General features: G+C 30.4%; 27 protein-coding genes, 1 tRNA gene and 3 pseudogenes. 16 read left to right on the forward strand and 15 right to left on the reverse strand.

What is annotated here, in order from left to right:
* The 7 genes and pseudogenes from RXO53_RS04250 to RXO53_RS04280 form a co-directional block, all read right to left on the reverse strand.
* A partial coding sequence (locus RXO53_RS04250; RefSeq protein ID WP_410713041.1) for an ATPase domain-containing protein occupies positions 1-123 on the reverse strand: 123 nt, incomplete at its 3' end.
* Between the two features lie 50 nt (positions 124-173).
* A pseudogene (locus tag RXO53_RS04255) lies at positions 174-573 on the reverse strand (zinc ribbon domain-containing protein); the annotation flags it as partial.
* Between the two features lie 3 nt (positions 574-576).
* Positions 577-648 (reverse strand): annotated as a pseudogene (locus RXO53_RS04260) (IS607 family transposase); the annotation flags it as partial.
* Between the two features lie 187 nt (positions 649-835).
* A complete protein-coding gene (locus tag RXO53_RS04265) occupies positions 836-1,642 on the reverse strand; it encodes a hypothetical protein (RefSeq protein WP_410713016.1) in 807 nt (268 codons plus the stop codon).
* A gap of 18 nt (positions 1,643-1,660) precedes the next feature.
* Positions 1,661-2,734: a pyridoxal phosphate-dependent aminotransferase gene (locus tag RXO53_RS04270; RefSeq protein WP_410713017.1), complete on the reverse strand. Its 1,074-nt coding sequence runs from the start codon at positions 2,732-2,734 to the stop codon at positions 1,661-1,663.
* Positions 2,724-2,978: a chorismate mutase gene (locus RXO53_RS04275; protein WP_410713018.1), complete on the reverse strand. Its 255-nt coding sequence runs from the start codon at positions 2,976-2,978 to the stop codon at positions 2,724-2,726. The genes RXO53_RS04270 and RXO53_RS04275 overlap by 11 nt, the downstream gene beginning before the upstream one ends.
* Positions 2,979-3,368: 390 nt before the next feature.
* On the reverse strand, positions 3,369-4,580 hold the full coding sequence (locus RXO53_RS04280; protein WP_410713019.1) for a PLP-dependent aminotransferase family protein: 1,212 nt from the start codon (positions 4,578-4,580) through the stop codon (positions 3,369-3,371).
* Between the two features lie 160 nt (positions 4,581-4,740).
* On the opposite strand from RXO53_RS04280, the gene RXO53_RS04285 reads away from it, so the two are divergent.
* From RXO53_RS04285 to RXO53_RS04305, 5 genes are all read left to right on the forward strand, one after another.
* A tRNA-Thr gene (locus tag RXO53_RS04285) sits at positions 4,741-4,838 on the forward strand.
* Between the two features lie 56 nt (positions 4,839-4,894).
* A complete protein-coding gene (locus tag RXO53_RS04290; protein WP_410713020.1) occupies positions 4,895-5,623 on the forward strand; it encodes an alanyl-tRNA editing protein AlaX in 729 nt (242 codons plus the stop codon).
* Between the two features lie 7 nt (positions 5,624-5,630).
* Positions 5,631-6,413, forward strand: a complete 783-nt coding sequence (locus RXO53_RS04295) for a hypothetical protein (RefSeq protein ID WP_410713021.1) — start codon at positions 5,631-5,633, stop codon at positions 6,411-6,413.
* Positions 6,414-6,446: 33 nt separating this feature from the next.
* Positions 6,447-8,039 (forward strand): glycogen/starch synthase, encoded by a 1,593-nt coding sequence (locus tag RXO53_RS04300; RefSeq protein ID WP_410713022.1) that lies wholly within the window; start codon positions 6,447-6,449, stop codon positions 8,037-8,039.
* 53 nt (positions 8,040-8,092) lie between these two features.
* Positions 8,093-9,514, forward strand: coding sequence for a glycoside hydrolase family 57 protein (locus RXO53_RS04305; RefSeq protein WP_410713023.1), 1,422 nt, complete (start codon positions 8,093-8,095; stop codon positions 9,512-9,514).
* A 74-nt stretch (positions 9,515-9,588) separates the two neighbouring features.
* On the opposite strand, the gene RXO53_RS04310 is transcribed toward RXO53_RS04305, so the two are convergent.
* A complete protein-coding gene (locus RXO53_RS04310) occupies positions 9,589-10,287 on the reverse strand; it encodes a hypothetical protein (protein ID WP_410713024.1) in 699 nt (232 codons plus the stop codon).
* Between the two features lie 344 nt (positions 10,288-10,631).
* Between RXO53_RS04310 and RXO53_RS04315 the strand changes: the two genes are divergently transcribed.
* Positions 10,632-11,039 carry a NifB/NifX family molybdenum-iron cluster-binding protein gene (locus tag RXO53_RS04315; protein ID WP_410713025.1) on the forward strand — a complete coding sequence of 136 codons (408 nt, stop codon included), beginning with the start codon at positions 10,632-10,634 and terminating at the stop codon, positions 11,037-11,039.
* Between the two features lie 332 nt (positions 11,040-11,371).
* On the opposite strand, the gene RXO53_RS04320 is transcribed toward RXO53_RS04315, so the two are convergent.
* The 4 genes from RXO53_RS04320 to RXO53_RS04335 all read right to left on the reverse strand — a co-directional run bounded on the left by RXO53_RS04320 (position 11,372) and on the right by RXO53_RS04335 (position 15,255).
* Positions 11,372-13,000, reverse strand: coding sequence for an ABC transporter permease subunit (locus RXO53_RS04320; RefSeq protein ID WP_410713026.1), 1,629 nt, complete (start codon positions 12,998-13,000; stop codon positions 11,372-11,374).
* Positions 13,001-13,005: 5 nt separating this feature from the next.
* Positions 13,006-13,689 carry an ABC transporter ATP-binding protein gene (locus RXO53_RS04325; protein WP_410713042.1) on the reverse strand — a complete coding sequence of 228 codons (684 nt, stop codon included), beginning with the start codon at positions 13,687-13,689 and terminating at the stop codon, positions 13,006-13,008.
* A 177-nt stretch (positions 13,690-13,866) separates the two neighbouring features.
* Positions 13,867-15,057, reverse strand: coding sequence for a cation diffusion facilitator family transporter (locus tag RXO53_RS04330; protein ID WP_410713027.1), 1,191 nt, complete (start codon positions 15,055-15,057; stop codon positions 13,867-13,869).
* Positions 15,058-15,099: 42 nt separating this feature from the next.
* Entirely contained in the window at positions 15,100-15,255 is a 156-nt protein-coding gene (locus tag RXO53_RS04335; protein ID WP_410713028.1) for a hypothetical protein, read from the reverse strand.
* 529 nt (positions 15,256-15,784) lie between these two features.
* Between RXO53_RS04335 and RXO53_RS04340 the strand changes: the two are divergent.
* The 3 genes and pseudogenes from RXO53_RS04340 to RXO53_RS04350 form a co-directional block, all read left to right on the forward strand.
* Positions 15,785-16,471: pseudogene (locus RXO53_RS04340) on the forward strand (RNA-guided endonuclease InsQ/TnpB family protein); the annotation flags it as partial.
* Between the two features lie 233 nt (positions 16,472-16,704).
* Entirely contained in the window at positions 16,705-17,874 is a 1,170-nt protein-coding gene (locus tag RXO53_RS04345) for a cation:proton antiporter (protein WP_410713029.1), read from the forward strand.
* A gap of 159 nt (positions 17,875-18,033) precedes the next feature.
* Positions 18,034-19,251 carry a sugar phosphate nucleotidyltransferase gene (locus tag RXO53_RS04350; RefSeq protein WP_410713030.1) on the forward strand — a complete coding sequence of 406 codons (1,218 nt, stop codon included), beginning with the start codon at positions 18,034-18,036 and terminating at the stop codon, positions 19,249-19,251.
* A 256-nt stretch (positions 19,252-19,507) separates the two neighbouring features.
* On the opposite strand, the gene RXO53_RS04355 is transcribed toward RXO53_RS04350, so the two are convergent.
* On the reverse strand, positions 19,508-19,675 hold the full coding sequence (locus tag RXO53_RS04355; RefSeq protein ID WP_410713031.1) for a hypothetical protein: 168 nt from the start codon (positions 19,673-19,675) through the stop codon (positions 19,508-19,510).
* Between the two features lie 106 nt (positions 19,676-19,781).
* On the opposite strand from RXO53_RS04355, the gene RXO53_RS04360 reads away from it, so the two are divergent.
* Entirely contained in the window at positions 19,782-21,128 is a 1,347-nt protein-coding gene (locus RXO53_RS04360; RefSeq protein ID WP_410713032.1) for an acetyl ornithine aminotransferase family protein, read from the forward strand.
* A 12-nt stretch (positions 21,129-21,140) separates the two neighbouring features.
* Complete coding sequence (locus tag RXO53_RS04365) at positions 21,141-21,356, forward strand: hypothetical protein (RefSeq protein WP_410713033.1); 216 nt, start codon at positions 21,141-21,143, stop codon at positions 21,354-21,356.
* 148 nt (positions 21,357-21,504) lie between these two features.
* Here RXO53_RS04365 and RXO53_RS04370 read toward each other — a convergent pair whose 3' ends face one another.
* The gene (locus tag RXO53_RS04370) at positions 21,505-21,723 is read right to left on the reverse strand and encodes a hypothetical protein (RefSeq protein ID WP_410713034.1); all 219 of its coding nucleotides are present in this window, start codon (positions 21,721-21,723) and stop codon (positions 21,505-21,507) included.
* Between the two features lie 76 nt (positions 21,724-21,799).
* Here RXO53_RS04370 and RXO53_RS04375 point away from each other — a divergent pair, with 76 nt between their 5' ends.
* The 4 genes from RXO53_RS04375 to RXO53_RS04390 all read left to right on the forward strand — a co-directional run bounded on the left by RXO53_RS04375 (position 21,800) and on the right by RXO53_RS04390 (position 24,397).
* Positions 21,800-22,093 (forward strand): hypothetical protein, encoded by a 294-nt coding sequence (locus tag RXO53_RS04375; RefSeq protein WP_410713035.1) that lies wholly within the window; start codon positions 21,800-21,802, stop codon positions 22,091-22,093.
* Between the two features lie 52 nt (positions 22,094-22,145).
* Positions 22,146-22,508, forward strand: coding sequence for a hypothetical protein (locus tag RXO53_RS04380; RefSeq protein ID WP_410713036.1), 363 nt, complete (start codon positions 22,146-22,148; stop codon positions 22,506-22,508).
* Positions 22,509-22,668: 160 nt separating this feature from the next.
* A complete protein-coding gene (locus RXO53_RS04385) occupies positions 22,669-23,211 on the forward strand; it encodes a macro domain-containing protein (RefSeq protein WP_410713037.1) in 543 nt (180 codons plus the stop codon).
* A 64-nt stretch (positions 23,212-23,275) separates the two neighbouring features.
* Positions 23,276-24,397: a threonine synthase gene (locus RXO53_RS04390; RefSeq protein ID WP_410713038.1), complete on the forward strand. Its 1,122-nt coding sequence runs from the start codon at positions 23,276-23,278 to the stop codon at positions 24,395-24,397.
* Between the two features lie 583 nt (positions 24,398-24,980).
* Here RXO53_RS04390 and RXO53_RS04395 read toward each other — a convergent pair.
* The gene (locus RXO53_RS04395) at positions 24,981-25,652 is read right to left on the reverse strand and encodes an HAD family hydrolase (RefSeq protein WP_410713039.1); all 672 of its coding nucleotides are present in this window, start codon (positions 25,650-25,652) and stop codon (positions 24,981-24,983) included.
* A gap of 112 nt (positions 25,653-25,764) precedes the next feature.
* Here RXO53_RS04395 and RXO53_RS04400 point away from each other — a divergent pair, with 112 nt between their 5' ends.
* Positions 25,765-26,115, forward strand: coding sequence for a PadR family transcriptional regulator (locus RXO53_RS04400; protein WP_410713040.1), 351 nt, complete (start codon positions 25,765-25,767; stop codon positions 26,113-26,115).
* Positions 26,116-26,243 lie beyond the last annotated feature (128 nt).

Consider the following 26,243-nt stretch of genomic DNA (forward strand, 5'->3'; position numbering starts at 1 on the left):
ACCTATTGTCGTCTTTCCAGTACCAGGATTTCCTGCTACCAGTATTATTGATCCTCTGTATATTTGGTTTAAAATATCGTCGAGGCCTTTAATTCCTAGCTTTGTTAAAGACAATATCCACACCTTTTTATTTTATATGATAAGAGGCTAAAATATTTAAGTGGGTTTAGGTCTCATAGGGCTTGATAACGTTTGATACCAAGCTCTACGCCCTTGGACTTCATGGAAGTCATGGGGAAATGCCCATTCACACCCCTCCGCCCCTTTAGCGGGATAACCTCAACCTACATCAGTCATATTCCACGGATGTGGGAAAACCCACACATCTTGAGTTAAATGTTTAATGATGCATTTAGATGCCTATCTAAAGTGAAACCACACCTCTCACTTTTAAGTTCTACTAACCTTTCGGGAAACCCATCACATCTGGGCAAAACTTAGATGTGAGGTAAGGGTTCACTTCTTTAACAAAAGAGCCATAAAGCGGGCCTTATATTTAAGCACGTGGTGAATTGTTTTCCATACAGTTCTAGAAATCCTTTTAGATAACTTGTCGTTAGCTTCTTCAAACATTTATTTATTTCCTGGAGTTACCACTGGTCTTATGTAGCCCTTCTTAACGTAATCTCTCAATGTAATATAGCTAATGACGAGTTTTTCACAAACCTTTTAGGCATAATCAATTCTGATCCAAATTAAATAGTTAATATAAAACCTTATTAACATATATGGAAATCAAAAAAGTTATAGAGGGCTCAGACCTGCGTGGGTATATCATTATTTTATCAACCCTTTCGAGCTTCCTCACAGCCCATTAATATTTTATTGAAAATAACTAATAACTCTCAATGCAACGATACATTTTATTATATGCTGACTTTATTTCTTTTTCGCTGTAATTTAAATAAATCTTGTTTAATGTGCTAATTCTTTTCTTGTCGTTTAATAATTCTAATAAGACTTTTCTATAATTCTTTAAAATATCTTTAACTTCTTGTTGTTTTAATATATAATTGGCAAAGTCTGAAGAATCATTTAAAATGGATAAATAATGATTCTTTAAATATTTAAATGTGGTCCCTGATAATTTTTCCACCATATTTTTATCATAGAATGATAATATTCTGTTAACTGATAAACCGATTATATAAGATAACCCTATAGTTAATGCAATTATTTCATCATGAGTTTTATAATCTACATAAAAAGTATTGAATCCTATATTTGAAAATAAATTTTCAACGAGCTTCGATCCATCATTTTTGCTAATAGGAATTATTGCTATATAATGTTTTTTTGGATCTTTTATTCCGCTTCCAAATAATGGGTGTACACTGCTCAACAAAACATTAGAAGAGAATTTATTATAATAATTTATTAATTCTTTTTTAAAAGTAGATATATCAAAAATTAACTTATTATTTAAATTTCCATTATTAGACATTTTAGCCAATTTATTAATAATTTTTTTACTACTGTCATGGCTTGCCGATATCATTATGTAATCACTATCTTTTATTAATTTTTTAAAGCTTATTGATTTTATTTTTAAATCATTTATCATAACATCATATCCTTCTTTTTCGAAAAGCCTATTAAAAAGTTGTCCCATTTTACCATAGCCTATGATTCCTATTTTCATTTTCTCGCCTTAGATATTTTAGTTAATGTATTTTCCTACATCAAGTTCTTCAACTGATTCATTTATTAATTCAGCAGCTAATGGTATGTTTTCTTCTTTAGTTGTTAGTGAAACCCTGATGAAATTTTCAAATTCTCTTCCAAAAGCCTCTCCAGGAAATATTCCTAGACCTTTTTTTGCTAAAGCATATGCAAGTTCAGTTCCAGATAAACCATTGAGTTTTAGAAATACATAAAAAGTACCTGATGGTCTTATATAAACGAATTTTTTATTATTAATTTTATTTAAAAATAAGGTAAGTCTTTTATAATAAGTATTTTTAACTTGATCCGCAATAGATTCCCACATTTCTAAAGCCTTTATAGCTGCTCTTTGAGAAAACTTAGGAACAGAAGTTATGTTAGCCTTGATAAATTCACCTATTTTGTTTATTAGCTGTTTATCTCCAACAGCATAACCTAATCTAAGCCCAGGCATCGAAAATGTCTTTGAAAAACTAAAAACTGATACGGAATTCTGTAGAATGAAATCTGTTAATTTAAATCTGAATCCATCAAAAACAATATCTCTATAGGCTTCATCGGAGACTATGGTTAAGTTTTTCTCTAAAGATATATCAATTAATTCTTTTACCTTTTTTTGGGTTATAACTTTTCCTGTAGGATTATTCGGATAGTTTATTATTAGCGTTGCATCATTTTCTGCCTTATTAAAATCTGGCTCCCAGGATTCTTCAAATTTAGTGTTTATAATAGAAACCTGTTTTTTAAATAAATTGGCTGAAAATTCGTATCCAGACCAATAGGGTGATATTAAATTAACCTTTTTTGAAAACAATATCAATGATGATATAGCCGCTTTAGATCCAGGGGTTATTATTACGTTATCAATATCAACTTTATGATATTCAGCGATGATATCTCTTAATTCATCTAACCCTTTATATGGTGCGTACCCTAAATCTTTAATGTTTTTAATCAATTCATTAATTATCACATCGTTTGGTTCTATATCAGGATCTCCTGCATCCATTCTTATTTTTGCTTTATTTTTACTTAGTTCACTAAAGAACTCATATATATCAAACTTCATCGTAACCACCTTGTGCTTTTTTGCATATGTCTATTATTTCTTTGTATATCCCCTTAAAATCCCCTGCTCTCGATAAAATTTCCATTTCTCTTTTTTCATCTGTTATTTTTATTTTATTTAATTTCTTTATTTTTCCTATTTCTCTACAAACAGATATCCTTTCATCCAATAGACTAATTATTTGCTTATCTATCTCATCTATTTTGTTTCTTAAAATTCTAAGGTCTTCTGTCTCAGTTTCCATTAAGATCACCTTTTAAAATATTTTTAAAATTATTGTAATTAACTAAATTTTTAAAATAGACTACCTTTAAAGGATAAAAATTACGATAGATCAATATTGGTATTCCATCACATCTCCCCACTAATATCTTTAAGGGACAGATATTTATATTTTCCTATTAAATTCCCACATATTAAATTTTTTTATAAAAAATACTATAATTAATTTGCTGAAGTTAATAAAATGGTAAATTTAACAAAAAATTATGAAATAAAGAAAGATTTTAATTTCATAGCTTTCATTTTTAAATCAAAAAAGCATACTAATATATAACAGAAAACTAATAAAATGTAATGGGATGTCCGAAAAAGGCTATCTGAGAATATGATGATAGTCTGGAGCAGGGAACCATTACTTTATGGTTTCTTTTGCAGTTTCTCCAATTATTTTAATTCCTTCTTTAAGCTTATCAACGCTTGGATAACTGAAGTTCACTCTCATAGCATTTGAACCGCTTCCATCTGCAAAGAAGTTCCTTCCAGGAACATATGCTACACCTCTTTCAATAGCTTTTGGAAGCATCTCGCTAGTATCTACTTCTTTAGGCAAATAAACAAATGCAAATAGACCTCCCTTAGGTTTATACCACTCTGAACCGCTTGGCATGTATTCTTCCAAAGATTCTAAAAGTACATCCCTTTTCTTCCTATAAACTTTTCTAGCATTTTCTATTGTTTCATCAACTACACCTTCTTTTATAGCATACATAGCAATATATTGGGATAAAGTACTAGGATTTATGGCCGTTATTGTTATCATAGACTCTATAGCGTCTGTTATAGATTTGTTTGCTATAATATATCCTAACCTTAAACCTGGTGCAAGTATTTTACTAAAAGTACCCATGTAAATTACTCTTCCTTCTGTATCTAATGTTTTTAAGCTGGTAAACCTTTTGTCTGTATCAAATACAAAGAATCCATAAGGATCATCTTCTATAATTAATATATCATATTTATTTGCAATTTCTATTAGTTGTTTTCTTCTATCATCGCTCATAATAACTCCTGTTGGATTATGGCTTGTTGCAACCGTATATATTGCTTTTATCTTTTTTCCTGAGTCCTTAGCCTTTTTGATTTCTTTTTCTATCATTTCAACTTTCATTCCATCTTCGTCTAATGGTATTGAAATAAAATTAGCTCCAAAAAATCTAAATGCGTTTAGTGCAGCAAGGTATGTTGGCGCTTCCACTATAATATTATCTCCAGGATCTATTAATGATAGACCTATTAAGTATATTGCTTCTTGGCTACCTGTTGTTACCGCAACTCTATCGTCTTCATTAACCTTAATCCCCTTTGAAAGCGCAAATGATGCAACTGAGTTTCTAAAAGGAGTGACACCTAAAGTTGGTGAATATTGCAATGCACTATCTCCTAAATCTTCCAAGACCCTTTTAGCTATACCTGCTAATTGTTGTTTTGGGAAAACTTCTGGCCCTGGCAAGCCTCCCGCTAAGCTTATTATGCTTTTTCCTTCTGTTAATGTTAGGATTTCCCTGATTTCAGAAGGCCTCAAAGACTGTGATCTATAAGATATTTTACCTGAATAATCTACCAACTCTTCTGCACCAAAGTTAACAGGTAAGAAAAGATTTAAATCTATTAATGATTAGTAAAACATGTTATGTAAACTATTTATAATGAACACATGGTGGGATACATATACCTAATTCATTGAGTAAAAGATTAAAGTAGTTTTAAAAATTAGAAAAGAATGGGCCGCCGTAGCTCAGTAGGTAGAGCGCTGGCCTCGTATGTGAAAAACCGAAATCGCAGAGAAAGCCAGTGGTCGCGGGTTCAAGTCCCGCCGGCGGCTTTTAAAAAAGTAAACGTTTTATTTTTCTAACTCAGCATTAATGCTGAGGCAAGAAAATGGCTGCAAAACTACTATTTCAGATAGATTCATATATGAAAGAGTTCGAAGGAGTTGTTACAAAAATAGATGGTAACAAGGTGTATTTGAATCAAACGGCTTTTCATCCAGGCCCTTTTGGAGGATTAGCGGCAGACACAGGCTTTATTGAATTAAAGAAGAATACGCACAAAATTAAAGTTTTAGACGTTAAAATGGAGGAAAATGAAGAAGTTGCCCATTATTTGGAAAATACTGATAACATTTCATTAGGTGATGAAATAAAAGGCTACATAGATTGGGAAAAAAGATACACAATGATGAAATTACATACAGCTAGCCATATACTTTCTTCTGTTATGTATAATAAGTATGGAGCCAAAATTACGGGGGGTCACATAGATTACGAATCAGCTAAAGACGACTTTGATTTAACTAATGTAAGTGATTGGAAAAAAGCATTATTAGATGCCGTAGAAGAGACTAATAATTTAATTAAAAAGTGTGTTGAGGTTAAAATCTATTGGCTGCCTAGAGATGAAGCAATGAAGATACCTGGGATAATAAAGCTAGCAGAAAAGATGCCTCCAAGCGTTGATAAGTTTAGGGTAGTTGAGATTACAGGCATTGATCTGCAGGCAGATGGAGGTCCTCATGTTAAAAACACATGTGAGATAGGCAAGATAAAAGTTATTAATGTTGAGAATAGAGGTAAAACAAAGAAGAGAATATATTACACGGTAGGATGATTAAGTAATGATTTCAATAAATAAAGAGAAAAATGATGAAATTTGGGCAAAAAAACTAATAGATGAATGTATTAGCAACTATAAAGATAATGATACAGGGGGTTATATTCCAAAATGTTTAAATGAATTAAAAGATCAAATAGAAAGAGGAATTAAAAGGGAAAATATTATTTACTATATTCTAGATTTAAAAAAATTGGCTACAGACTTATTTAACAAACTAATATTTGAATATAATTTGGAATATCAGCTGCCTTTGAATGTAAACCCTGATGATGTAGCGATTTATGTATGGCCTTCAATATTATCTAATGGTAATAGCCTCAAGTTATATTCTCTAACATTATACAATTGGTTTTCATTTTCATTTAAAAAAGGAGATGGGAAAAGCGAACTAGAACCTGTTACATTCATTTTTAATAAGAAAAAAGATGGATATAATTTATCAATGGCATATGCAAGGGTTCATTATGATTTATGTGAATATAATATTGATAAAATTAAAAATATAAAAATTATATTTGCAAGATATGGTCACACCCCATATATATTAGGACAAAACTATGTAAGGGTAAGATGTCCTAAGTTAAAGCACAATTCAGCAAGGGTCGGGAGAAAATATTGGGATAGAATGTGGCTCTCAGCTGGAAACATATTTACTAGAATCACTGGAGTTAGAAAAATACAATTTAAATTTAAAAACAACTTGAAGACGTATATTCTAGGTTGCCTACCTAAGACAATGAATAATCCTTTTAAAAGCCCCATTTATCCTATACAATTCTTTTAAGCCATACTAAACACAAATTAAGAGGGAAAAGAATTGCAAAATTATAAACTGATAGCACCTAGAAAGATTAGAAAAGTTTGGATAATTACTTTTGAATATTCTCCCATAGTTAAAGTAGGTGGCTTAGGAGAAGCTGTATATCAATTTTCAAGGGCATTAAGTAAGGAAGGCATAGATGTAACAATTATAATGCCCTCGCATGGAAGGCATTTAGATTTATCAATAAGATCTAAATATAACTTTACTCCATTAAATTTTACAGCATGCGGTGAAAGAACTGGTTTAGATGGTAAAAATTATAGTTATTGCATTGGAGCTGAAGAAGCAAATATTAATGGTATCAAGATAATATTGTTTAAAGGACTAGATTATTATACAGGCATAATTTTTGATTCATGGAACGTATATTCTAATGTAGAAGAGAAATCAGCATTACTTACAAGGTCTGTTAAGATTTTTGCATGGCATGAAAATCCACCTGATTTAATTCACATAAATGATTGGCACACAGTATTATCTGGAATAGCATTAAGAGATGAGTTAGAAAAAAGAGGTATTTCAGTACCATTGGTTTATACTATACATTTATCAGGATCCCCTAATTTTCCATGGCATTATGCATCTGATAAGTGGGCAGGTTTAGATAATAACTATCACAAAATATGGAAAGTTTCTAAGCATGAGCCGATGTTATATGAAAAGCTTTGGAATCAGTTAAACGGAAATGTAGAGGCTTTCGGAGTTTATGTTTCAGATTTTATTTCTACAGTGAGCAGGTCTTATTTAACCGAAGAGCTTTTTTCTAGATATGGAAACTGGATAGAAGGAAAATCTTGTGTTGTATATAATACTACAGATTGGGATGTTAAGAAAGTTGAAAAGTGGATTCAAGAAAAATATGGTTTTGTTGGAAAGGAGATTGCATGGGATATTATCAAAGATTATATTAGAAGTTCAAGTTGGTCAGGTTATGACATAAACGATTCTTCAAAGGCAATAATGTTGGTTGTAGGAAGGCTTACATCTCAAAAAGGAATAGACTTAGCTATAAGAGCTTTAGATTATGCGCCTTCTGTAAATTTAGTTATATTAGGAGTATCGGTGGGAGATTATGGATATGAACAATACATTAAGCATTTATTAGAAGAAAGAAGGGGGAGGGCAATAATAACTACTACAAAAATCCATGAGGATGCTTATAAGGCATTATTTAGGGTATCTGCATCTTTAGTTATGCCCTCTAGATGGGAACCATTTGGATTAGTGGCTATAGAAGCATTATCTCAAGGGACTCCTGTTATAGCTAACTCTGTAGGGGGGTTAAAAGAAATAGTTGATGATATTAGAAGTGGTAAAGGGAATGGCCTGCTTGTTAAGCCTGAAGATACTTATGAACTCGGATTAGCTATGGAATCTATTGCAAATTTAATGTGGTATATGAATTTTAATATGATACCAATGGACTCTATTAGGGATATGGCTTTGAAAAATAATATGCTTCCAGAAGAAATCAGAAGTAATGCAATAAATAAAGTTGATATGAATTTTAGAATAAATAATCAAATTGAACAATTAAAATCATGTTATGAAAAGGCAAGAGTCATGTCTTATTATAGAACGCTTTAATAGAAAATAAATTTTATAATTCTTAATAACATTAAATAAACAAGGTGCTTGCTTTGGATATTGCTTTGTTATTTGAAATGCACCAGCCGATTAGACTAAAGAAGCTACACGATTTCACTCCAACTTCAATGCCTGATAACTTAAATGATCTCTTCGATAATTATAGCAACAAAATTATATTAGATAGGGTTACAGAAAAAACTTATCGGCATGCAACAAAAATTATAAAAAATAACATAGAAAAATATGAAGGCTTTAAAGTTAACTTTAGTATATCTGGAGTTTTATTGGAACAGCTTAAAGAAAGTAATATTGATGTTATTAAGCTTTTTCAGGATTTAGCAAGCTCAGAAAGAGTTGAGTTTTTAGCTCAAACTTATTATCATTCATTATCATGGTTTATTGATAAAAAGGAATTTTATGAGCAAATCAAGATCCAAGCCGATTCAATAGAAGAAAATATTGGTTATAAACCCAAGTCAGCAGAGAATACTGAATTTATATACAATAATGATATAGGTTGCTTTTTAAAAAACATGGGATATAAAGTTGTTGTAACAGAAGGGGTTGATTTTATATTAAATGGTAGATCACCAAATAAGGTCTATAAGAATCCATTGTGCGACCATAAAATTGTCCTCAGAAATTACAGACTAAGTGATGATATAGGTTTTAGGTTTAGTAATAATAAATGGGAAGAATACCCTTTAACAGCAGAAAAATATTCGTATTGGATAAATTCTACCCCTGGCGAATTTTTATTAATAGCAATTGATTATGAAACGTTTGGAGAGCATCATAATCCTTCTACTGGTATATATGATTTTTTAGATTATTTGCCAAAGGAAATATTAAAATTTGATAATTTAAAATTTGCAAACATAAGTGAAGCAAGAGAATCTGACGATTATTATGATGTCCCTCCATGGAGAACTATCAGTTGGGCTGATGAAAGAGATTTAAGTGCATGGCTGGGCAATCCATTGCAAAGGGATGCATTTAATTCTCTAAGGAGGCTTTATTATTATTCAAAACCATTTGGAGGAATTTTATTAGAAACTTTTAGAAAATTAACTATTAGCGATCACCTTTATTATATGGCAACTAAATATGGTCCAACAGGAGAGGTGCATAATTATTTTAATCCTATGGGAGGCTATGAAAAAGCATTCCATTCATTTATAATAGCATTAGATATGCTGGGTTTAAAGATAAAGGAAAAAGTTAGCGAAAATTTATGTGATTTTTTGATAAATATGACATTACCAGAGGAGCTTTGCTTTTATTTTAATGATAATGGTAAAAATTTAGGTAAGGCTTGTTCTTTACCTGAATTTTTCCAAGCAGTTAAAAAATTATCTATAGATTATAAAGAAAAACATAGAGAAGATATAGACAAATGGTTATCAGAAACACTAATGGTAAAGAACCTTGATGAGGTTATGAGAAAGTGTCCTGACTTAATTAAAAACTGAATAGATATTAATATTTTAAATTAAAATATTATTGAAAACTTATTCTTAAGGCCGAAAATAATTGTAATAATTTTTTATAAGGAATCATCTTTATACATTAACGACATACGTTTTTTATCATATTTGCTAGATACCTTTTCTAAATAATTTTTTATCATAATATCCGTCTCTACTAAAAAAGCTTCTTGGGGGACTTTTCCATTTTTTTCAACATAGTATCTAAATGGAAGCTGTTTCATTAGAAATTCGCTTTCTTTGATAAAATAGTTTAATTGATTTAAAAATAAATGAACATACCTATCTGCATATAGGTCTATACTTCCAGGATAAGATCCAGAATATTCATCGCTTTCTAACAAATCTTTATTTCTTATGAGTTCTAGCCCTACTTCAGAACCAAATTCAAGCATTTTCATAACTAGTTTCCATCCTTTTGTTCCATAATAATTTACTTCACCTTTATACTCTTCACCCTCTACACCGTTGTTGCCATAAACGTATTGTCCTAATAGATCAGGATTTCTTTTATTAAAATTTTCATATTCTATTTCGAATTTCTGTTTTATTTTTTCAATAGTTTCATTGTTACTATAAAATCTAATTCTTAGCGTATTTGGCCATGGAATAGATTCCCAGATATAATGCCATGAGCCCTTCTTATTAGACATTACTTTAAAGTCTTTTACCAAAAAATAAACAAAATTTGATAAAATCATTTTTATTTTTTCAGGATCATTACTTTTTATCTCTAAATTAATTTCTAACCATTTCAACTTTAACCCTATTATTTATTTATTAAGTTCCTTTTTATTAAAATTTTATACATACGATTTACTTAAACAAGTGTTATAGGAATAAATTTTGGCTTAAACTATTCATCCTATAAGAATTAACCATATGGAGTTATATGGTTATCATTTAATGTTAGTTGAGGTAAGGTGTACCTCATATTTCGATTGTGCATACTCTGTTAAAAGGAGAGTTTTTAAAAGTAATGTTTAAGTATTAGATCTTATTTAGTTTTGAAAGACAAGATTTGTGATTTTTTGTTCAATTGCTCATAAATACAAAAGTTTATAATTTAAAATAGATAAATTATTTATATAGGTGAATATGATTGGATCAAGGAAGTTTGATAAAAATTGCTGTGCCTTCAGATGACGGAGAAACCATGTCTGATCATTTTGGAAGATCTCTTGGCTTTATAGTTTATTATGTTGATTTATCTAACAGTAAAGTTATTAATAAAGAATTTAGAAAAAGAAAATATACGGAAGATTTTCATGGTCATCATTATGGTTATCATCATGAACATGAAGATGAAAGTGTAACTTCACCTGAAGAAGCGAAGAAGCATATAGATATTTTAAATACAATTAAGGATGTTGATGTAATAATAACGGCTGGTATGGGTCCAAGAATGATATCAGCGTTTAGATCTCTAAACAAAGCAGTAATTATTGCATATGATGCTAATCCAGATAATTTAATTAATGAATATATAAAGCAATACTCTAATGTTTAATGAAAATTTATGTTAATATTGCAATTAATACTGATCAATAAATTATATATATATAAAAAAAGAAACAACAAATTTCTACTTTTAAAGCAGGCATAAAATTTAAATTTTAAACATATTTAAGAAAGCAAAATCTGACCTCCTATCCGCTCTAAAGGGAGAGGTTTTCTCTTGTAAAATCTTGTTATTAGTAAAAAACATATAACTTTTATTATATAAAACATAACAGAATAGCTATAAAGGTCTAACCTTAAGACCTTAGGGAATACTTTAAAGTTGGTAGGATTTCAGTTAATCCTTAAGGCTATGTAAACTTACTAAAAACGGAAAGTATGTTAGGCGGCAAATATCCCTTCTTCTATGACATATTTTTTTCTTGCCAGATCCATCATTTTTTTAGTAAATAATATGGCAAATATTACAACAACAATGCCAAATAAGAAAGATGCCCAAGCAGCTAAGGTAATGTTCCCTTGATATGTCCAAATATCTATTAATTTCATTAATCCATGTCTTACCTCTAAATTGTGGCCATTTAAATTTAGCCAATATTCACCTATCATTAGTCCCCCCCATGCACTGTTAATTGTAGATGAAAGACCGCTAATCATATATGGGAACGTAGACGGAAGTATAATATATCTCATTTTTTGCCAATAGCTCAAATTAAAATTATCCATAACCTCCCAATATTCTTGTGGTATAGCCTTTATTCCGAGCCACATAGCATAAAATATATAATAAAATGTACTTAAAAATCCTAATAATAATACAAAAAATTCGACAGATAAATAGCTTAAAAACCTTTCTATAATTGTATATGAAGCAGCAAATATTATTGGAAAATAAGTAGGAGGAGGATAGGCTGCAATAACCTGAATAACAGGTATTGCTGTAGCTTCAGTTTTTTTATGTAGTGCTAAATAATAAGCAATAAACAGAGAAATTAAAAATGATGTGATTGCAATTAAACTAACCCTTATGTAATCATATGCTATGTTTATTAATATATATAAAGAGTTATTTAATAAATAAATCCAAAGTTTATATGTGGTTGATGATAAAATACTGTAAACTCCGTAAATTAACAAAGATAAAATAACTAAACCTGTTATTGCCCCTATAATTTTATAGACTAAGTTACCTCGTTCTTCTTCCATTTCTAATTTCCTTAGTTTTATTGTTCTTCTCATAGGCGATGCTAAATATCTAGTAGTAATGTTACCTATCCTTCTAGCTGGTGCAGTTAATGGTGTATAAAACTTTGCCAAATATTTTATCCTACTGTATCTTGGTATAGGTATTTCACTTTCTAATGAATATTTTGCAACAGCCTGATTTGCGAATTCTCTTAAACCGAAAATTGTTATTGCTATTATAATGCCTAGAACAGCTAAAGAGAAATAAATTAGGCTGAAGGCATTTTTGTTTATTAAATCTATAATTATAGATCCTATACCAAATACGTGAAAAGAGTTTGTTCCCACTATAAAAACTTCACTTACTGTAATATAAAAGAACGCGTCAGTGAATGATGGTATTAGATTTGCAGCAATTTTAGGCATCGAAAACGGAATGTATAACTTTTTAAGTTTGTCTATTAGGCCTAATCTTAAATTTTCAATTGATTCAAGCATAGGCAATGGTACTGTTTTAAAAGCTTGATAAATACTCATCCATATATTCCAAACAACAGCTGTAAAAATTAAGAAATCTGCAGCTAATTCGGCTCCAATATAGCCTCCTATATGGTAAATAAAAAATATCAAAACAACAGGGAAAAACGATATAACAGGAACTGACTCTAATATTTCAATAAGACCTATATAAATGCTCTCAAACAATTTACTCTTTATTGAGATATATCCAAAAATCCAACCTGTCACTATTGATAGCAAAATTAGTCCAAATACTCTTCCCGTTGATGCCAAAGTTGCTAATATTATTAATTCGTATATATTCATTATCTCTACCTTGATGGAATAGTATAATCATATAACATATCAGTATATTCAAAGAATTTAGGATCTCTTGGGTTTCTAGGTCTTTCTAAGTCTATTTTAACTTTACCAATAACAGTAGCAGGGTGTCCATTTAATATGTAAACAAAATCTGATAACTCGACAACTTCATTTAAGTTATGTGAAACCAATACCACTCCTTTAAGCGTTGTATTAACATTAAAAAGTATGTCGTAAAGTTCTTTTCTTAGAGATTCAGCTGTTAGTTCATCTAAATGAGCAAACGGTTCATCCATAAGTAAAATTAAAGGGTCAGCTGCTAGTGCTCTTGCTATAGCAACCCTTTGTCTCATACCCCCACTAAGTTCTTTAGGATAAAAGTTTTCAAATCCTTCTAAGCCAACAGTTTCCAGCATTTGTTTAGCAATTTCCTTGGCCGCGTTTTTAGATAAGTTTCTATGCTTTAGGCCAAGCATTACGTTTTCAAGTGCCGTCATCCAAGGAAAAGTAACTATTGACTGATGGACTAGCATTATTTTTGGTGTAGGCTTTGTTATCTTTTGTACAAGCAAATATACATTCCCTTCAGTGGGCTTCAAAAATCCTCCCAATACTCTAAGTAAAGTTGATTTTCCAACTCCCGATGGACCAATTATTGAAACTATCTGGTTTTCTCTTACCTCTAAATTTATGTGATTGAATATTGTATTTTTATTGTATGCGAATGCTACGTCAACTGCTTCTAAAACTGTTCCAACTCATCCGCCCCTCTATCTTTGCCTTTTGAAACAAATAATTCTGGGTTTAAATTTCTAATCCGAAAAATTGTAGATAACTTCAGTAATTAATTTTATGAGTTTTAAATTTGTTTATTTAGAAATAAGTTTTCCTTGTCTAAATAAGTTAATTGCCTTTCTTTCATCTATTTCATTAGTATAATAAACTTCTATTCCATATGCTTTTAATGCCAACAAGTTTTCATTACCAGCATATATTATTGCATTTACCCCCTTTTCTCTTAACATTTGTGAAATATTACTCATACTTCCTCTAGTCAAATTAATGTTATCTATTATCGATTCAATATCCATGTTGGACGTGTTTAAAATTTTAATTTTTTTGATTTTTTCTATATTATTAGCTATCATATCTTTTTCATCTTCAAATATAGCTAACTTCCATTTTCCAGTATACGATCCAGGTTCTATATGAATTGAAACATATAACAATGAAGGAATTTCTTTCCTAAGCTTTTCTTCCACAACATCGGTTAGCCTATCAGCATCTTTTACGCTAAAAGCTGGTGGCGCTTCTAAATGCATTGTAGCAAACAAGAATGGGCCTGCCTTCCTTACTTTTATTTCATGGACACCTATGACATTTTCTATACTTAATACAATTTTTCTTATATTTTCAGTTGCTTTTTCATCTCCTCTATCTAATAGTGTAAGAACAGAATCCTTTCCGATTTGATATGATTGTAATAATATATATCCTCCTATACCGATGCCTATTATTTCAGGCAGATATCTTATATTAAACCATTCACCAATTATCCCTATTACTACTGCAATGCTTGTTAGAGCATCTTGTAAAGAATGCACCCCTTCTGCATTAATTGCATCCAATTTGATTCCAGGAGTAGATAGCAAATATCTTGTTAACCAATAAGTTGCTATTGCTGAAACTAGTTCTACACTTATTAAAAGCAATGGCATACTGATTTTGCCTTCATTAGTAAAAATAGATTGTCTTATTATATCAAATCCAGCATAAGCTATTGCCACTGCTACAAATAAAGATGCTAAATTTTCAGCCTTATATAGCCCAAATGGGTATTTTTCGGAGGGATATTTTTCAGCAAAAAAGAGGCCAATATAGACAACAAATCCTGTTAGAGAATCTGCTATGTTGTGTATTCCATCAGCATATATAATTAAGCTTGCAAAAATTATTCCTAGTAATATTTTCGATATAGCTAAAATTATGTATATTATAGCTGCTATAAATGATCTCTTTTTGCCTTCGCTAAAGCTAACCAATAGTTTTGGCCCTCCCAAATTAGTTAATTTTTCATTAAGATTAAATGCTTAAATAAGGATTTAAATTATAATAGTTTTAATATAACCTAAACATTTTGAAGTTTGAATGCATATTTTAATATTTTTTTTAACATTTTCATAAGTATCGATTGAATTTATTTTATTTTTATCAAACCATCTTCCATTTTCTAGTTTTCCATCTACTAATTTAACCAAGAATCTGACCTCCTCCCCACCCTAAAGGGCGAGGGTTTCCTAAGGTCTCAAGGGTTACACCCCTTTTACGGGTGCTACTCTGAAAGCAGATATAAAAATAGCAGTACAAGGAAAGATTCTAAACCCTAATAAAGAGAAGAGACATAAACTAAACGTTATTCTAGAGAAATACCTAAATGCAATAAGGTTTTTTGCTTCTTTTAATATCAAGGATAAGAAACTTCTCCAGAAAAAAGGATACGAGGAAGCTAGGAGAAGGTTTGGTCTATCTTCTACGCTAACAGAAACAGCTAGAGATAAGGCAGTAGAACTGGTTAAGGTAAATGAGGAAAGAGAATTCAACATACATAAAGTATCAATACGAGTGAACTACCGTGCTTTCAAACTTGTGAGGAGGGACACTAAGTTAACATATTATTGGTTATATCTTAAGCTAGACGGCGATGGTGTGTGGTATCCAGTGCAATTCGGAGAAAGACAAAGACAGATGATATAGGACGCTCTATCAGATCATAGCGAATGGTCTTTACAACAAGTTGAACTCATAAAGAGAGATGGTGAATGGTATGTATACTTCAGCCTTGAAAAACCCTTCAAGGATTATGAACCACAAACACCTATAGGAATAGATTTGGGTGAAAAGAACTTAACTACAGTAGTTTCACTAGTTAACGGTAAACCTGTAAAGGGTACTTTCTTCAAAGGGACAAAAATCAAGGAAGTTAGACACAAGTACTTCAATATCAGGAAGAGACTATATGAGAAGAGGAGGCTTGACCTGATTAAAAGGTTGAGAGGAAAAGAGGTAATGATAGTTAACCATGAACTCCATGTTATCTCCAAGAAGATTGTGGAATACGCTAAACAATTCCCTTCACCAGTAATAGTTATGGAGAAGCTCACAGGTATTAGGAATAACTTTACGGGAAGTAAGAAGATCAACAGAAGTTTTCACTCCTTACCCTTCAGGAAATTGCAGAAGATGATAGAGTATAAGGCTAAGTTGCAGGGCATTAAGGTGATCTATATCAATCCTAAGAACACGTCCAAAACATGTCATAGGTGCGGTTATGTTACCCGAGTGGAAGGTAGAGAGTTTAAATGCCCTAAGTGTGGACTTATATATAACCGTGACTTGAACGCGTCTATAAACATAGCCCATGCCTTAACGAGAGGTATGGGTCGGGGGTATGTAAACACCCTAAAGGGGAGATGAAGGTGTGTCGTGAAGTCCACTGGAAACCCCAAAGCTCCGTCCGTGAGGGCAGGGTAGTTTACGTTTCCTCCCTAGAAGCCTATTCTGTAGGGCATTTTATAAGATATATTAAAAATAAAAGAATATAAGTTTAACATTTTATGGCAGAAATCTTAGAAAACAATTATTTAAAAAGCTTATAATTTGTGAAAACTTTTATTTATTTGATTTTCAATTTTTTTTGGGGGATATAAATGCTTAGTGAAATACTAACAGCACTACTTGAATTATCGTTAATAATGTTGTTTGCTGCATTAATGGGAAGTATATCAGTTAAATATAGGTTTCCTAAAGTTGTAGGAGAGCTAACAATAGGTATAATAATATCGCCTTTTTTAATAGGAGGATTTATAAATAAAATTATTAATTTAAATCTCTTTAGCATTAATAATTACGTTCTTTTATTTTCAGAATTTTCTGTAATTTTAATGATTTATTCTAGTGGTTTAGAATCTGGCATATTATCTCTAAAGTCATCTGGTATATGGGGAATATTGGGAGCTATCTTTGGAGCAACAATTCCATTTATTTTTGGAACATTTTTATTAAAATTTTTTGTATCTTTTAATGTAGCTTTAATTATGGGATCAGCCTTAGGTGCAACAAGTCTTGCAGTCGTTTCATCATTGATTAAAGAATTGAATTTAAAAGGAAAAGGCATAGATTTTATTTTAACAGCTGGAGCATTTGATGATGTTGTTTCTTTAATTATTTTATCTGTTGCATTAGCAATAAGTACATTAGGAGGCTTTAGTTATGGACACATAATAAGGATAGTATTTTTTTATAGCATTGCTTGGGTTATTATATTTGCAATATCTGTTTTCATAATACCTAGAATATTCAATAGGATTAATGATAAATATGCTTTTGAGGCATCATTAGTAACTATTTTTGGCTTAACAGCAATTATGACAACATTGGGTTTTTCTGCAATAATAGCAGCTTATATAGCAGGAGTGTCTATGGCTGAAAGTAAAAAGGTCGCAATTTTAAGGAAGAATGTAGATGTATTGCTAAGCATATTTGGATCCATATTTTTCGTTGTTGTGGGTCTAGAGGTTAACCTAGTTAATTTATCTTTATTAGGAATATTTTTAAGTGTTTATTTAACTGCTTTAGCAATCATTTTTAAGATTTTAGGAATTTATCCATTCGCATATATTACTACGAAAAGCCATAAATCGAGTTTTGCAATTTCAATGGGTATGATACCAAGAGGTGAAATAGGTTTAGTAGTAGGTAGTATAGGGTTAACTTATTCCATATTAAATGATATGGAATTTTCATCTATAGTTATAATGTCACTACTTACATCAATTATTGGTGCTATAATTTTTAATAATATTTACCATTACATCTGAAAGCCTTGCATTTCAGTGGGTCAGATACCATGTTATTAGAAATTAATAATGAATAATTATTTATAAAAAATATATGTTATATTGGGGAATTAAAATATAAGGGCTTTTTGATAATAATAAATAAATGGGTGAACATAAATTACATCAATAAAAAAAGCATTGATACCAATAGGAGGTTTAGGAACAAGACTCTATCCTTTAACAGTAGATACATCAAAACCTATGGTTAGATTTTTAAATAATTTTCTCATAGACTTCACTTTATCTGAGTTGGCTTATAGAGGAATTAATGAGGTATTTCTAGGAGTAAGTGGATTTTACAATTATAGGGATGTTTATGATCATTTAGGTGAAAGGTTTAGGGTTAAAATTGATAATGAGAACAAAATAATAAAAATAAGGTATCAGCCAAATGAAGACAGTATTGGCAACGCTCACTCTATAAAAATTATGGCAGACTATTACGATATCTCGGATGATGTATTAATTATCCAAGGTGATACTGTAGCAAGCATTAACGTTAGTAATCTATATAAATTTCATCAGTCAAACGATGCATTTATAACAATAGTTTTAAAGGAAATAACAGATTCAGAAAAATTAAAGCAATTTGGAGTTGCAAAAGTTGATGAAAATATGAAAATTGAGAACTTTATTGAGAAACCAAGTAATCCAAAAGAATTACCTTCAAGACTGGTAAATACAGGAATTTACGTGTTATCTAAAGATTTTGTTAAGTTTTTGAGATCTTCAGAGTTTAATGAAATGCTTAAATTAGGTAAAGGAGACTTTGGTAAAGATGTGATACCATATCTTATTTCTAAGAAATATAAAGTTATGGGATATGTTAGTAATGGTTATTGGTTTGATGTAGGGACTTTAGATAGTTTTATGGAAGCATCATATTATCTTTTGAATAACATAGAAAGGGAAAGGCTGGATGTTGAAACTACATATAAAAATGTGTATATGCAAGGGAAGAGTAAAAGATCGAAAAATGATCACATAGAATTGATTGAAAAGATAGCAACAAATAAAGTTCAATTTGAAGGAAAAAATTTAGTAGGGAGGCATGTCAAAATAGGAGAAAATGTAAAAATGGTCTCATCAGTTATAGACAACTATACTGTAATAAAAGGGGATAATGAAGTTAAAAACTCAATTATTATGGACAGAAGCCTCATAGAAAGCGGTGCTATTGTAGAAAGAAGCATCGTTGGGAGGCATGTCAAAATAGGAGTTAATGTAAAAATAATTAATAGTCATTTGGGTAATAATGTAATAATCGGAGATGAAACTCAAATAATTAATTCCAGCATATGGCCCCACAGAACCATTGAATCAAAATCTCTTATATCAGATAGAAAAATAATATAAAATTTAGGTTGAACAATTGTTTTTATTCATAAAATCTCATCACAATGAATTAGCTAAGTTATTATAATATAAAAATAATGATTTGAAAATAAGTTGAGAAGCTATTAAGGTTAGAGGGCCATCAGAAAATGATGGAAGATAAAACATTCAGATTGAAATGTATTGGGAATGAAATCTGACCTCCTTTCCGCCCTAAAGGGCGAGGCTTTCGGTTGCAAGATGGGTAAATACTCGTTATTATTTTATTAAAAGCTTCTTACTGGTTTTTAAGTCCTGATAGCATTTGGCTGGCCTTTTTTGCTGCTTCTTTTAGATTATCAGCAGAAACATTAAATATGATGTTAGACTTTTTCTCTTTTAATCTAAATCTGTGTTCTCCATTTAAGTAGTATTCTTCAATTAATTCAAATTCATACTCTTTCATCTTTCTGCACCAGATACCCTTTCCATGAAGGTGGGTTAGTTTACTTTTATCCTTAATATATATAATATTCTATACTTATATAAGATTAATAGGAGAGTGATCTGTTATGGAAAGGGTTCCAGATATAAAAGTTGAACCTCCAGGACCTGAGGCAAGGAATATAATAGAAAAAGATCAAAAACTATTAATGCAATCATATGTTAGATGGTATCCATTAGTTATAAAGACGGGTCATGGGGCCGTTGTGGAAGATGTTGATGGCAATAAATATATAGATATGAATGCTGGCATTGCTGTTATGGCTTTGGGTCATAATCATTCTAAGGTTGTTGAAGCAATAAAGCGTGAGGCAGAAAAGTTACAACATTATTCTTTAACAGATTTTTATTATGAAGAAGCTGTAAAAAGTGCTGAAAAACTATTGTCTGTTGTCCCAATAAAAAATGGAAGGGTTTTTTACACAAATAGTGGAACTGAAAGCATAGAAGGAGCCTTAAAAATAGCCAGATATTATCATGAAGGTAAAAGGCAATATATTATAGCATTTTTAGGAGCATTCCATGGAAGAACAATGGGTTCATTATCTTTAACAGCAAGTAAAGCTCATTATAGAGAAAATTATGCTCCTTTAGTTCCAGGAGTAATTCATGTTCCATATCCTTATACTTATAGATGTCCTTTTAACACTGATGACCCCAAAGAGTGTGGAGAATCTGTTTTAGGTTATATAGAAGATTGGATATTTACTAAGCTGGTTGAGCCAACAGAAGTTGCAGCAATATTTGTTGAACCAATACAAGGAGAAGGTGGATACATAGTTCCTCCAGATAATTTTTTACCTGGTTTGAGAAAGATTGCAGACAAATATAAAATACTTCTAGTTGATGATGAAGTACAGTCAGGCATAGCTAGGACTGGTAAATGGTTTGCAATTGAGAATTGGAATGTAGTTCCCGATATTATAGCAATGGCTAAAGCTATAGGAGGTGGATTACCATTAGGAGCTATAGTTGCAAAGAGTGAAGTAATGGATACTATGAAAAAAGGTAGTCATGCGAATACTTTTGGAGGAAATCCAATTGCATTAGCAGCTATGGAAGCTGTTATAGATACTATAAAGGAAGAAAAATTGGCAGAAAGGGCTTCAAAACTGGGTGATATGGTTCTTAGATACTTCAATGACCTTAAAGAAGAATTAGAAATAATAGGAGATGTTAGAGGAAAAGGTCTAATGATAGGTGTAGAACTTGTTAGAAATAAAAAGACTAAAGAACCTGCGTCCAAAGAATTAGGCAGAATTCTTGATAAGTCATTTAAACGTGGAGTCTTAGTAATAGGTTCTGGTGTTTCATCAATAAGAATTGCCCCACCATTGGTAATAGAGGAAGATCTGCTCGCAAAAGCCATTGAGATTGTTGGGGATATACTAAAAGAAGAAAACAGTAACCTTTAGAGAGGGAAGATTTTGGATATTCAGGAAATAAAAAATAAAATTTTATTTTTATTGGAAGAAAACAGTAACCTTACTTTTGATGAGATTAAAAAACTATTAGATTGGAAAGGAGATTCAAGGCCTTTAAGGATGGCCTTGTCTGATTTAGTTAGGGAGTCAAAAGTAGAAAGAATACCAAATTATGATAGGAAGAGAATGGTTTTTAAAAAAGTGAAGAATGATGGATAAAATACAAGGATTAAAGTTAATTAGTTTTATAGCTTTTTTCCTATCTATTACGTCTTTTATTTTATCTATTATAGCATATATTAAGTTCAATTCGCTTGCATATCTAGGAATTTCATTTTTTTGGATTTTTTTGTCTATAATATCTCTATTATTGGGTAGAGTCTCCAACAATAAAATAGGCAGTAGATGAATACCTTTTTACGTAGCCCATTTTTTCTAGATTTTTTAGTATTTTTCCAGATGTTTTATGTGATGTGCCATAATATTTTGAAAACTCTTTTATTGTTATGTATTTCTTATTAATGCTGTTTAATTCTTTTGCTATTAGATTTAGATTTAATGTAACCTTTAAATATTCTTTTTTCATTTTATCACCAATATCAGATAAACCTTTTTATATTGGTGAGTGTCAGAATAACAAAGGTAAAGAAGGTGAAACGAAAGTGACGGGAAACAATAAAATATATACAAAATATAAGAGATTAATCGAGTTATTAAACTTAAGACAACTAGATGTCTACAGAGTAGAGGGAAAAGATGGAAAGATAAAGGAAATAGTAAGATTGTTAGATCCTACAACAAGGAAGGTTGCAAATGTTGATCTAAATACAGTAAGGGAATCGCTAAGCTACATAGAATTTTTGAACAAAATAAAAGAAGGAGTGTCAAAAGAAGGTATAAATATAAACGATAGGGTATGGAATAGTACATTAAAATTATTGAATAAAAATAAGTAAATATATAATAATTTTATAAGTGATTCATAATAGCAACTAGATATATATACTTTTGAATTCTAAAATTAATTGGGCATTAGATATGAGAATTGCTTTGGTTTATGATGAAACTCAGAATTTAAAACCGTTAGATGAAGGAGAAATATTAGCTATTATAGATGAAGAACAAGAAGTTGTAGAACAATACGAAAATCCTGGATTTAAGGTAGGTAAAGACGTTACAATGGATGCAATCATGCAGCTAGGCGCTCAAGCTGTTATAGTAAAGCATGGTTACTTAGATCAAAAATCATATGGCCTATCTAAGGGTCACCTTTCCTATATGTTAATAAATCAATATAACACATTAACTGAAATTATTGAAAATTTGGATGATGTGAAAGCAAAAGCTATTGATGAATTAAATGAACTTTGACAAAAGAAGGACAAGCCTTTTATTTTAAAGTAAGAGGAGGTAAGAAGAGCAAGGTTGCTAGCTCAATCAATATTGATTAAAAAATTTTTATTATTTTTATTAAAAAATTTCGAAGCAATCTTATTTCCTCTAGTAGAAAATTAATAAATAGGTAGAAGTTATGCGTTCGTTTAAACTGAATAATACAATTATAGTTATTAAGGTTGGTGACATAACTCAAGAAGAAACAGAGGCCATAGTTAATCCAGCAAACTCTTATTTAATTATGGGAGGAGGAGTTGCAGGAATTATAAAAAAGAAAGGAGGCATTAAAATTGAAGAAGAAGCGTTAAAATATTCTCCTATTGATGTTGGTAAAGCAGTTTTAACTAGTGCAGGAAAATTAAAAGCTAAATATGTCATACATTCTCCTACAATGCAATATCCTGGACAAATAACAACAGAATATAATGTTAGATTAGCTATAAGAGCTGCGTTAAGATTAGCATTAGAAAATAAAATAAAATCTATAGCTTTTCCAGGTATGGGTACTGGAGTTGGAGGAATTCCTTATAATTTGGGTGCAAAAATTCTTTTGGAAGAAATAAAGCATTTTGTTGAAGAGAACGATTATTTTGATATGATAAAATTAATAGCCTATGATAAAGAGTTTTATTACGAATTAGAAAAATATGCTAACTCCATTTTAGTAAATGAATTATAGTTTAAAATAAATTATTTTAATAAATACTATGCAATTCGATAAATATAGAGGTAAGGGAATAAAGTTGAAAGATAAAAACTATAAATTTAAATGCATAAAATGTGGTTATGAAACAGAAGAAGAACTCACTTTCTGTCCTAAGTGCAAAGGACTTATGCAGATAGTTTATACTGATTTTAAATGGAGTATCGATTCAAATACTCCATCTATTTGGAGGTATAAATCTATGCTCCCAGAAACTCAGAAAGTTGTAACTTTAAATGAGGGTTTAACGCCTATAAAAAGAATAAATGGTATTTTAAGTAAGTTGGAAACAAATAACCCCACAGGAGTTTACACTGATAGAGCTTCTTCTCTGCTGTTATCTGTATTTAATAATAAAACAATCGAAACTAGTTATGAGGAAGATTTTACTATTTCTCTTTCTCATTACGCTAAAAAAGCTGGTATAAAATTAAAAGTAGAAGTAGTACCAGATCAAGCTGATCCTCAGGATTTGATTGTTATAAATAAACTTGGTTCAGAGATATCGTTTAGCGACAAAAATTATAAATATGGATTAGTTTATGAAAATCCTTATACAATTGAGGGATTGAAGACCATCTCTTACGAGATTTATGAGACAAAACCGAAGGCAGATAAAATATATGTACCAGCGCAATCCGGTATTTTAGTTTATGCCATAGCTAAAGGTTTTCAAGAGTTAAAGGAACTAAGAAACGATTTTAAAGATTATGAAATAATAGCTGTTAAGTTACGTTATACAGATTTGCCAGAAATTTTAAAATATTCTAAATATAAAATTAAAATATCAGAAGTTTCATCAAAGGAAGCCTTAGAATCTATAATAGAACTGTCTAAAAAAGGCCTAAATTTAAAACCATTAGCATCGGTTGCATATTCAATGGCAAAAATAGAAGGTGATGGCATAGCGATTATTACTGGAAAAAGAAGATTTTACTTATCAGAAACTGTAAAAATTACAAAATTAAGAAGGGATATCATGAATTTGTTTTCTGATAACAGGAAAAGAACTGCATATGAAATATGGAATGATCTTGGGAAATATTCCTTAAAAGGTATCTATAAATCTCTAGTTATGATGGTAAATAACGGTGAATTATGTGAAGATTTTATGCTAAGAGGTCAAAGGAAGATAAAAGTTTACTGGAAGTGCAATGATTAATAATTATATAAAATCTGTCCATGCTTTGAAGTATTCCTTGAGGTCTGTAACATTTTACGTAACTACTCGTTATTTTTAATTATTTTTAATCCTTTTAACGCTATATTGCGTATTTAGGGTCTCCATATTTGTCATGACCCATTGATGATATTTTTGAGTGAAATATAACTTGAACCATATGTTAACGGAAAAATTTATAAACTTTTTCCGTTATCATTAAATCGGAAGGTGCCACAATGAAGTCAATGAGCAGTCGAGAGGTGGAGGAAGGCACCCAATGAAACTCCCCATGTCGTGGCTGGGAGTCCATACTCCCTAACCTAGGCGTGGGGAGGAGAAGAGGAGTGATGAGGCCTTGTGAATAATGGTCATTAAAAGTGACTATTAATCACAATAAAGGCAGAACTCTAAAGGATTAACTTCTTTGTAAATGTTAATCTGATAAGTTCTACAATGAAATATAGAGTTTTCTTATTGATTATAAGATTTTACCTGTTGTGTTATTTAATATGTTTTTCATCTTTATGCACCATAGACTCCGTCCGTGAAGCCAGTGTATTTTACTTAAAATCTTTTATCAACATTAAAAAGCAAGGTTTATTGCTTCTTTTATATCACAAAGAGAATTCACTTTAATTGTATTATATCTTTTTAGTAAATTTTCATCAATGGGTACACGTATATCCCCGTTTGTTAGATATATTTTCCTTATTTTTGCTTCACTAAATGAAATAATATCATATATTGTATCTCCAACTGCAAAAATTATGTCTTCTGGCCTTAAAGATGACTTTTGTAATGCTAAAATTGTGGGCTCGGGGTCTGGTTTTCCTTTGATTACATCATCACCAGATATTAAAACATCTGGATTAATGTTTATTTTTTCTAATACCTTTAAAGCAGTAATTTTTAATGATGAAGTTACAATAAGTATCTTTATATGCTTTTCTCTGAGATTATTTATTAGTTGTGTAGCACATGGCATCGGTTCAGCATATTTCATAATATAAGGTGCAAAGATGGAGCTCTTAATTTCTAGCAGTTTTTTTGCTAGTTCGTTCTTTTTATTTACCTCTTTTATGCCTGCTTTTTCTATTAAAATTAACGCAATATCCATAGCTCTTTTGCCCAATAAAGATTCCATATCTATATTTAATTCGAATCCTAATTGTTTTAATGAAAGTTCCCATGCTATTTTATGCGCCTTAGCTGTGCTGGCAAGCGTTCCATCTAAATCAAACACTGCTCCTTTCAATTTTAATCCCTGTTGTATTTTTTAACAGAAAAATATAAACACAAATTTTATATTTTACGATAATAAAAATTATTTAAGGGATAGAATATTTAAGTTAAATAGAGTGTTAAAAATGCCTAAAGAAAGAAAAAAGATGCTAAAAGGAATAATATCATTAATGATATTAAAGATGCTTTATGAAAAGCCAATACATGGATATGAAATTAATAAAGAAATTTCATTAAAAATAGGAGAAGAACTTTCTCCAGGTTATGTTTATGTTTTGTTAAAAGTTATGTCTAATAAAGGTTTGATTAATGCAAAAAGAGAAAGCAATAATAGGGGACAAAAGCTTACAGAATATTATATAACTGACAAAGGAATAGAATTTCTTAAGAAGCACAAAAATGTTTTGGAAAAGGGTAGATTAATGATAGATGAGATATTAAATACTATAAACAAAATCGAAAAGAGCAATGTTTGATTTTTAGATTACTTTATGGTTTCTTTTGCAGTTTCTCCAATTATTTTAATTCCTTCTTTAAGCTTATCAACGCTTGGATAACTGAAGTTCACTCTCATAGCATTTGAACCGCTTCCATCTGCAAAGAA

The sequence above is a fragment of the Caldisphaera sp. genome, from assembly GCF_046536515.1.
Lineage (GTDB): Archaea > Thermoproteota > Thermoprotei_A > Sulfolobales > Acidilobaceae > Caldisphaera.

Coding starts and splice junctions, on each gene's coding strand:
- RXO53_RS04265 (WP_410713016.1), bottom strand. CDS start 1,642: ATGAAAATAGGAATCATAGGCTATGGTAAAATGGGACAACTTTTTAAT.
- RXO53_RS04270 (WP_410713017.1), bottom strand. CDS start 2,734: ATGAAGTTTGATATATATGAGTTCTTTAGTGAACTAAGTAAAAATAAA.
- RXO53_RS04275 (WP_410713018.1), bottom strand. CDS start 2,978: ATGGAAACTGAGACAGAAGACCTTAGAATTTTAAGAAACAAAATAGAT.
- RXO53_RS04290 (WP_410713020.1), top strand. CDS start 4,895: ATGGCTGCAAAACTACTATTTCAGATAGATTCATATATGAAAGAGTTC.
- RXO53_RS04295 (WP_410713021.1), top strand. CDS start 5,631: ATGATTTCAATAAATAAAGAGAAAAATGATGAAATTTGGGCAAAAAAA.
- RXO53_RS04320 (WP_410713026.1), bottom strand. CDS start 13,000: ATGAATATATACGAATTAATAATATTAGCAACTTTGGCATCAACGGGA.
- RXO53_RS04345 (WP_410713029.1), top strand. CDS start 16,705: ATGCTTAGTGAAATACTAACAGCACTACTTGAATTATCGTTAATAATG.
- RXO53_RS04355 (WP_410713031.1), bottom strand. CDS start 19,675: ATGAAAGAGTATGAATTTGAATTAATTGAAGAATACTACTTAAATGGA.
- RXO53_RS04360 (WP_410713032.1), top strand. CDS start 19,782: ATGGAAAGGGTTCCAGATATAAAAGTTGAACCTCCAGGACCTGAGGCA.
- RXO53_RS04370 (WP_410713034.1), bottom strand. CDS start 21,723: ATGAAAAAAGAATATTTAAAGGTTACATTAAATCTAAATCTAATAGCA.
- RXO53_RS04385 (WP_410713037.1), top strand. CDS start 22,669: ATGCGTTCGTTTAAACTGAATAATACAATTATAGTTATTAAGGTTGGT.
- RXO53_RS04400 (WP_410713040.1), top strand. CDS start 25,765: ATGCCTAAAGAAAGAAAAAAGATGCTAAAAGGAATAATATCATTAATG.